Origin of the sequence: Streptomyces pseudovenezuelae (assembly GCF_029892565.1) — a bacterium.
GTDB classification, from domain to species: Bacteria; Actinomycetota; Actinomycetes; order Streptomycetales; family Streptomycetaceae; genus Streptomyces; species Streptomyces pseudovenezuelae_A.
Map to the genome: position 1 here is coordinate 1 of NZ_JARXVH010000055.1, position 9,309 is coordinate 9,309.

Sequence of the window (9,309 nt, forward strand, 5' to 3'; positions counted from 1 at the left end):
CCGTCAGCCGGTCGATTTCGAGCCCGTCGTCCGCAAGCTGCTCGACGGCGGTCACACGGTGTTTGTGGAGTCGAGTGCCCACCCGGTCCTGGTCCAGCCGGTCAGCGAGATCGTGGATCAGGCGGATGACAGGGTCCGGCTGCGTGCTGTTGTCGGTAGCACGCTGCGTCGTGGCGAGGGCGGTCTGCGCCGCCTGTTGACCTCGATGGCCGAGCTCTTCGTGCGCGGCGTCGCGGTCGACTGGGCGGGCGTCCTTGCGGCCGGTGCTGGGAGCGGGCAGGTCGATCTCCCGACGTATGCCTACGACCGACGCCACTACTGGTTGGAGGAGGCCGAGAACGCCGACGACAGCGGCGCCTCGGGCGAGGACACCGACGCGGACTTCTGGAGCGCCGTCGAGAAGACCGACGCGGATTCGCTCGCCGGGCTGCTCGCCCCGGACTCCGCCGGTCTGCGCGACGCCCTGCGCACTGTCGTGCCGGTGCTTGCGGACTGGCGCGGCAGGAGCCGGCAGCGGTCCAGCGCTGGGCGCCTCCGTTACGCCGTCACCTGGCGGCCCCTGGAGCGCGAGGAGTCGGGGGTGCCCGCGGGCCGCTGGCTCGCCGTCTTGCCGCCGGGATGCTCGGCCGAAGGCTTGGCCGGTTCCCCGGCCGACTCCACGGATGGCTCCCAGGTGGCCGAGTTCCTCGCGGTGCTCCGTGCCCAGGGACTCGACGTCGTGCCTTTGGAGATCGCTCCCTCCGCCTTCACCCGACTTGAGTTCACCGCGCGCTTGAGCAGCGTCCGGGCTGAATACCAGCCGGCAGGGGTCCTCTCCCTGCTCGCCTTCGAGGGCGCGCAGGACGCCACTGCCACCGCAGCCGGGACCCTCGCGCTGATTCAGGCACTTGGGGACGCGGGCATCGACGGGCCGCTGTGGTGCCTGACCAGGGGCGCGGTGACCACCGGCATCCAGGACACCGTTACCGAGCCCGGCCAGGCCGTGCTCTGGGGTCTGGGCCGCGCCGTGGCTCTCGAGCACCCCGACCGGTGGGGCGGCCTGATCGACCTGCCGGCCACCCTCGACGCCCGCACTGCGCAATACTTCGTGGGAGCGCTGAACGGCGCCGCAGGGGACGACCAGCTCGCCGTACGCCGCTCCGGCGTCCACAGCCGTCGGATCACCCGCAAGCCCGCACCCGAGGCCCGCGCCGACGGTGGCTGGCAGCCTCACGGCACCGTCCTTGTGACCGGCGGCGCCGAGGCCCTCGGCGCACATGCCTCGCTCTGGCTCGCCCGGTCGGGCGCGCGCCGTCTCATCGTCACGACCACGGCTCAGGCGCCTGCCGACGCCGTCACCGAGTTGCTGGGCAAGCTCGCGGCCACCGGGGTGGAGACGACAGTCGTCTCCTGTGCCGACACCGACCGTGAGACGCTCGCCCGACTCATCGCCGAGACCCCGGAGGAGCAGCCGCTCACCGCCGTCGTACACGCCGCCGACACTGCCTGGACCAGCAACATCGCCGACACCGGCCTCGCCGACCTCACCGAGGTCTTCGCGGCCAAGGTCGACACCGCTGTATGGCTCGACGGACTGTTCACCGACACCGCCTCCGGCGGCGCACCGCTCGACGCCTTCGTGGTCTTCTCCTCGATCGCCGGAATCTGGGGCGGTGGTGGCCAGGGCGTCGCTGGCGCGGCCAACGCAGTCCTGGATGCCCTGGTCGAACGGCGCCGCGGCCGAGGACTCGCGGCCACCTCGATCGCCTGGGGAGCCTTCGACGAAATCGGCCCCGGCATGGACGAGGCGACCCTCGCGCAGCTGCGCCGCCGCGGTGTCCTGCCGATGGCCCGGCAGATCGCGATGACCGCGTTCGAACAGGCCGTGGAAGCGCAGGAGAAGGCCGTGACGATCGTCGACATGGACTGGGAGGCGTTCATCCCGGCGTTCACCTCTGTACGGGTCAGCCCGCTCTTCGCTGACCTGCCCGAGGCCGCCGCCGCGCTGCGCGACTCCCAGCCCGATGCCGAGAACAGCAGCATCACCTCGTCCCTGGTGGACTCCCTTCGGAACGTCCCCGAGGCCGAACACAACCGTCTCCTGCTCCGGCTGGTCTGTGGACAGGCGGCGACGGTCCTCGGACACAGCAGCGCGGAGAGCATCGGCCCGCTCCAGTCCTTCCAGGAGGTCGGGTTCGACTCGCTCGCCGCCGTCAACCTTCGCAACAGCCTGCACGTGGCCACCGGTCTACGACTGCCCGCGACCCTCATCTTCGACTACCCGACCCCGGACGCCCTCGTCGGTTTCCTGCGCTCTGAGCTGCTGACCGAAACGGGCGACGACGACCTGGACGGGCGGGAGGACGACCTGCGCCGCGCACTCGCGCAGGCCCCGCTCTCCCGCCTTCGGGAGGTCGGCCTCCTCGACACGCTGCTCAGCCTCGTCGGCCCCGAGGACGGCTCCACCCCCGTGGCGGCGAAGCCCGAGCCAGACCCGGCGGCGCCCGCCGCTGAGGACGACGCCGACCTGATCGACGCGCTGGACGTCGCCGACCTCGTCAAGCGCGCCCTGGGCAACAACACCAACTGACCATCTGACTTACCGATACCTGGTTCAGCGACAAAGACGGAGGACGTAGGTAGATGACGGCACCGGACGAACAGATCGTCAACGCACTGCGTGCCTCCCTCAAGGAGAACACCCGGCTCCAGCAGGAGAACCAGCGTCTCTCCGAGGCCTCGGCCGAACCCATCGCGATCGTTTCCATGGCCTGTCGGTACGCGGGCGGCATACGCACCCCCGAGGACCTGTGGCGGGTGGTGACCGACGGCACCGACGTCTACACCACCTTCCCCGAGGACCGCGGCTGGGACCTGGAGGGCCTCTACCACCCCGACCCGGACAACCCCGGCACGACCTACGTCCGCGAGGGCGCGTTCCTGCACGACGCCGGCCAGTTCGACGCGACATTCTTCGGAATCTCGCCGCTCGAAGCGCTCGCGATGGAACCCCAGCAGCGGCAGCTCCTTGAGGTCTCCTGGGAGGCCCTCGAACGAGCCACCATCGACCCGCACTCCGTACGCGGCACCGACATCGGAGTGTTCACCGGCATCAACCACCAGGACTACGCGCCCGACCTCAGCGGCCTCGAAGGCTTCCTCAGCCTGGAGCGTGCCCTTGGCAGCGCAGGCGGCATCGCCTCGGGACGGGTCGCTTACACCCTCGGCCTCGAAGGCCCCGCCATCACCGTCAATACCATGTGCTCCTCCTCCTTGGTTGCCATCCACCTGGCCGCCCAGGCGCTGCGGCGCGGTGAGTGCTCCATGGCCTTGGCCGGCGGCGCGACCGTCATGGCGACCCCCGGCGGGTTCGTTGGCTTCGCCCGGCAGCGGGCCCTCGCCTTCGACGGCCGCTGCAAGTCGTTCGCGGCCAGCGCGGACGGCTCCAACTGGACCGAAGGCGTCGGTGTGATCCTCCTCGAGCGGCTGTCGGAGGCGCGCCGCAACGGACACCGGGTCCTCGCGGTGATCCGCGGCTCCGCCGTCAACCAGGACGGCGCCTCCAACGGTCTGACGGCGCCCAATGGCCCCTCGCAGCAGCGCGTCATCCGCAAGACGCTGGAGAGCGCCGGCCTCACCACGGCCGACGTCGACATGGTCGAGGGCCACGGCACCGGCACCGTTCTCGGTGACCCGATCGAGGCGCAGGCCCTGATTGCCACGTACGGCCAGGACCGGTCCGAGGACCGGCCGCTGTGGCTCGGCTCGGTCAAGTCGGTGATCGGCCACACCCAGGCCGGCTCCGGCGTGGCCGGCGTGATCAACATGGTGCAGGCGCTGCGGCATGGCGTCATGCCCGCCACCCGGCACATCGACGCCCCCACCCCGCAGGTGGACTGGACGGCGGGCTCGGTGGAGCTGCTGACCCAGGCCCGCGCGTGGCCAGAGGTGGGCCGGCCGCGCCGGGCCGGTGTGTCTTCGTTCGGTGCCAGCGGTACGAACGCCCACATGATCCTGGAACAGGCGCCGGAAGAGGAGCCCGCCGTAGCATCCGCCTCCGGCACGACTCCGGCTCCAGGGGCCGAAGGCGTGGTGCCGCTGGTGGTCTCGGCGGCCACGGCCGCCTCGCTGACCGGCCAGGCGGAGCGTCTCGTGTCGTTCGTCGAAGAGTCCGGCACGGTCGCGCTCGCCGACGCGGCGGCTGCACTGGCCACCGGCCGGGCCACGCTCGCCGAGCGTGCGGTCGTCGTGGCCGGCTCGCCCGAGGAGGCTCTGGCGGGCCTGGGCGCGCTGGCGCGCGGCGAGACTGCCCGCTCGGTGGTCGTCGACAGCGCGTCGACGCCGGGCGGGGCCGGAAAGGTCGTGTTCGTCTTTCCGGGGCAGGGTTCGCAGTGGGCCGGTATGGGCCGCGAGCTTCTCGATTCCTCACCGGTGTTCGCGGAGCGGATCGCGGAGTGTGCGGCGGCGCTTGAGCGGTGGGTCGACTGGTCGCTGGTGGATGTGCTGCGGGGGGATGCTCCGGCTGAACTCCTGGAGCGCGTGGATGTGCTGCAGCCCGCGAGTTTCGCGGTGATGGTCGGCCTTGCCGCCGTCTGGACGTCGGTGGGTGTGGTGCCGGATGCGGTGGTCGGTCACTCGCAGGGTGAGATCGCCGCCGCGTGCGTGTCGGGCGCGCTGTCGCTGGAGGACGCTGCTCGCATCGTGGCCGTACGCAGTCAGGTCATCGCCACAAGTCTCGCGGGCCGGGGTGGTATGGCGTCGGTGGCGCTGTCCGAGACAGAGGTCGTTGAGCGTCTGGAGCGGTGGGCCGACCGGGTCGAGGTCGCAGCGGTCAACGGTCCGGCGTCAGTGGTGATCGCCGGTGATGCCGAAGCCCTCGACGAAGCCCTCGACGCGCTGGAGGACCAGGGCGTACGCGTGCGCCGTGTCGCCGTCGACTACGCCTCGCACACCCGGCATGTCGAAGCCGTCCAGGAAATTCTGAGCGAGGCCTTCGCTGACATTCGCAGCCAGGCTCCTGCCGTGCCATTTCTCTCCACCGTGACCGGCGAGTGGATCAGCGAGGCGGGTGTCCTCGACGGCGGCTACTGGTACCGCAACCTGCGTCGGCAGGTCCGCTTCGGTCCCGCGATCGCCGACCTCTTGGCAGGCGGCCACACCGTGTTCGTGGAGTCCAGCGCCCACCCCGTCCTCGTCCAGCCGATCAGCGAGATCGTGGTCCACGCCGAGGCCGACGCTGTTGTGACCGGATCCCTGCGCCGGGACGAGGGCGGTCCGCGCCGCCTGTTCACCTCGATGGCCGAGCTCTTCGTCCGAGGCGTCCACGTCGACTGGCGCGGCGTCCTTGCGGCTGGAGCCGACGCCGGCCGCGTCGACCTCCCGACGTACGCCTTCGACCACCAGCACTACTGGATCCAGCTGACCGGCACCGCCAACGACGCCACCTCGCTCGGCCTGACCGGCACCGATCACCCGCTGCTCGGCGCGGTGGTCCCGCTGCCGCAGTCCGACGGACTGGTCCTCACCTCCCGGCTCTCCCTGCGCACCCACCCGTGGCTCGCGGACCACGCCATCGGAGGCGCGGTCGTGGTGCCCGGCACCATCTACGTCGATCTGGCTGTCCAAGCCGGCGACGAGTTCGGTTGCGGTGTCCTGGAAGAGCTCGTCATCGAGTCGCCGCTCGTGTTGCCCGAGCAGGGCGGTGTCCGCGTCCAGGTCGCCGTCAGTGGTGCCGGCCCCAACGGCTCGCGCACCGTGGACGTCTACTCCCTCCGAGACGATGCCGAACAGGGGGAATGGACCCGGCATGCCACCGGCCTGCTCTCCACCGCCGCCCGGGCTGGCGGCACGACGCCCACCGTCGACTTCGCCGCCTGGCCACCGGCAGGCGCGAAGCCCGTCGCCATCGACGACTTCTACTCGAATCTGGGCGCCCGCGGATACGTGTACGGTCCGGCCTTCCAGGGCCTGCGCGGCGTGTGGCGGCGTGGCGATGAACTGTTCGCCGAGGCTGTCCTGCCGCCCGAGCAGCGGGAGAACGCCGACCGGTTCGGCATCCACCCGGCCCTGCTCGACGCAGCCCTGCAGACCAACGCCTTCGCCAACGCCGACGACGACCGCAAGGTCCTGCCTTTCGCCTGGAACGGTCTCGTCCTGCACGCGCAGGGCGCTTCCGCCCTGCGCGTACGAGTCGCCCCGAGCGGCCCGGACGCCCTCTCGTTCCAGGCTGCCGACGAGGCCGGCGACCTCGTCCTGACCATGGACTCGCTGGTGTCCTTGCCGGTCACCGCTCAGCAGCTCGACGACGGCGCAGCCAGCAGGGAGAGTCGCGACTCGCTGTTCCGCGTGGAATGGACCCACCTGCCCGCCCCCGAGAATGCAGCCGCGCCTGCCTCCTGGACGCCGCTCGCCACTGCCGACGACGTCGCGGCCCTCGCCGCCCGCGAGACCATGCCACCGGTCGCCGTCCTCACGGCGACGACCGACGACGGTGAGGACCCGCTCGGCCTCACTACCCGCGTCCTGTCCGTGGTTCAGGCGTGGCTGGCTGCCACACCTGGCCAGGACGCCGTACCCCTCGTCGTCGCCACCTGGGGCGCGATGCCCGCCAGCGGTGACGCTGACGTCACCGACCCGGCCGGTGCCGCCGTTTGGGGTCTGATTCAGGCTGCCCAGGCCGAGAATCCCGACCGCATCGTGCTGGTCGACCTCGACCCCGCAGGCTCCGCCGACGCGGGGCCTGTCCTCGGGCCCGTACTCGCCACCCGGGAGCCGCGGGTCGCCGTCCGCGGGACAGCCCTGTCCGCTCCGCGTCTGGTACGCGTGGCCACTGCCGATGACACCGTCAAGGCCGAGGCCACGCACGTCTTCGACCCTGAGGGCACCGTCTTGCTCACCGGCGGCACCGGCTCCCTCGGCGCCATGGTCGCCCGGCACCTGGTCGACCGGCACGGCGTACGGCACCTGCTGCTGGTCAGCCGTCGTGGCCCCGACGCGGAGGGCGCAGCTGAACTGGCTGCCGAGCTCACTGAGTCGGGCGCAATGGTGCGGATCGCCGCGTGCGATGTCGCCGACCGGGACGCTGTGGCGGCACTCCTGGCGGCCGTACCGGCCGAGCACCCACTGACCGGTGTCGTCCATACAGCCGGTCTCCTGGACGACGGTGTGATCGGCGCCCTGACGCCGGAACGCATCGAAAGCGTCTTCGCTCCGAAGGTCACCGCCATCCGCCACCTGGACGAGCTGACCCGCGAACTCGCCCCGCAACTCGCGTCGTTCACCGTCTTCTCCGCCGCCGCTTCTCTGCTCGGCGCTGCAGGCCAGGGCAGCTACGCGGCCGCCAACTCGTTCCTCAATGCGTTCATGGCCCGTCGGCGGGCGGACGGCCTGCCAGGCGTCTCGATGGCCTGGGGCCTGTGGCAGCAGGACACCGGCCTCACCGTTCACCTCAGCCAGACCGACCAGGCACGCATGAAGCGCGCCGGCGTCCTGGCCTTCACGCCCGCTGAAGCACTCGACCTCTTCGACATCGGTCTGCGCGCCGAACACGCCCTGCTCGTACCGATCAAGCTCGACCTGCGGTCCTTGGGCGCCGACGCGAGGTCCGGCGGCGCCATCCTGCACCTGCTGCGCGGCCTTGTGCGCACCGGCCGCCGCCTCGCCCACGCCGGTGCAGAGGACGGCAGTTCCCTGGTCCGGCGCCTCACCGGACTGTCCGAGGCCGAACAGGAAGCCGTCCTCCTTGGCATCGTGCAGGCCGAAGCCAAAGCGGTCCTCGGTTTCAGTGCCGCCGAACTAGCCCAGGGAACACGAGGGTTCAGCGAGATCGGCTTCGACTCGCTCACCGCGGTCGAACTCCGCAACCGGCTCGGCGCCACCACCGGCGTCAAGCTCCCCGCCACCCTCATCTTCGACTACCCCACCCCGGTGGCACTCGCCCGCTACCTGCGCGAGGAACTCGCCGACGATGCGGTCAGCGTCACTGCCGCCCCCACCGCCCCCACCGCCGTCGCCACCGCCCCCGACGAGCCCATCGCCATCGTAGGCATGGCCTGCCGGCTGCCCGGCGGCGTCGACGACCCCGACGACCTCTGGCGCCTCGTGGCCGAGGGCCGCGACGGCATGGTGGCCTTCCCGGACGACCGCGGCTGGGACATCGACGGCCTGTTCGACACCGACCCCGACAAGCCCGGCACGGCCTACGTCCGCAAGGGCGGATTCCTGTACGACGCCGGCCAGTTCGACGCCGGACTCTTCGGTATCTCGCCGCGCGAGGCGCTCGCCATGGATCCGCAGCAGCGGCTCCTCCTCGAAGCCTCGTGGGAAGCCCTGGAGCGGGCCGGCATCGCCCCCCTCTCCGCGCGCGGCGACAACATCGGCGTCTTCGAGGGCCTCCACATCCACGACTACATCGAGTCCCTCAGCAACCTGCCCGACGAACTCGAAGGCTTCGCCGCGACGGCCACCGCCGGCAGCGTGGCCTCCGGTCGGGTCTCGTACACGTTCGGCTTCGAGGGCCCCGCAGTGACCGTCGACACGGCGTGTTCGTCCTCGCTGGTCGCCATCCACCTCGCCGCCCAGGCACTGCGTCAGGGCGAGTGCTCGCTCGCCCTCGCCGGCGGTGTAGCCGTCATGGGCTCGCCGATCGGCATGCGCAGCATGTCCCGGCAAGGCGGCCTCGCCGCGGACGGTCGGGTCAAGGCGTTCTCGGCCGGTGCCGATGGCACGATCCTGTCTGAGGGCGTGGGTGTCGTGGTTTTGGAGCGGTTGTCGGAGGCGCGGAGGAACGGGCGCCGCGTGCTGGCGGTGATCCGTGGTTCTGCGGTGAATCAGGATGGTGCGTCGAATGGTCTGACGGCGCCGAACGGGCCCTCCCAGCAGCGGGTCATCCGCAAGGCGCTTGCCAACGGGGGCCTGGCCGTGGCTGACATCGACGTTGTGGAGGCGCACGGCACTGGCACGGAACTCGGCGACCCGATCGAGGCGCAGGCGCTGCTCGCCACGTATGGCCGGGACCGGGATCCGGAGCGTCCGCTCTGGCTGGGGTCGCTGAAGTCGAATCTGGGTCACACGCAGGCAGCGGCTGGTGTGGCTGGTGTGATCAAGATGGTGGAGGCGTTGCGGCACGGCATCATGCCCCCCACCCTGCACGTCAGCGAACCGTCGACGCAGGTGGACTGGACGGTGGGTGCGGTGGAGCTGCTGACGGAGGCGAGGGAGTGGCCAGAGGTGGGCGGGCCGCGCCGGGCCGGTGTGTCCTCCTTTGGTATCAGTGGGACGAACGCGCACCTGATTCTGGAGCAGGCTCCTGTGGAGCAGCCTGCAGTGCCG

The 9,309-nt window shown here is 71.1% G+C and carries 2 protein-coding genes; both read left to right on the forward strand.

Translation table 11 applies throughout. From position 1 onward, the window contains the following. The coding region (locus M2283_RS51275; RefSeq protein ID WP_280883530.1) for a KR domain-containing protein at window positions 1-2,569 on the forward strand (2,569 nt) is incomplete at its 5' end. Window positions 2,570-2,622: 53 nt separating this feature from the next. Further along, window positions 2,623-9,309 (forward strand): type I polyketide synthase (locus tag M2283_RS51280; RefSeq protein ID WP_280883531.1); only part of this gene is annotated, 6,687 nt, incomplete at its 3' end.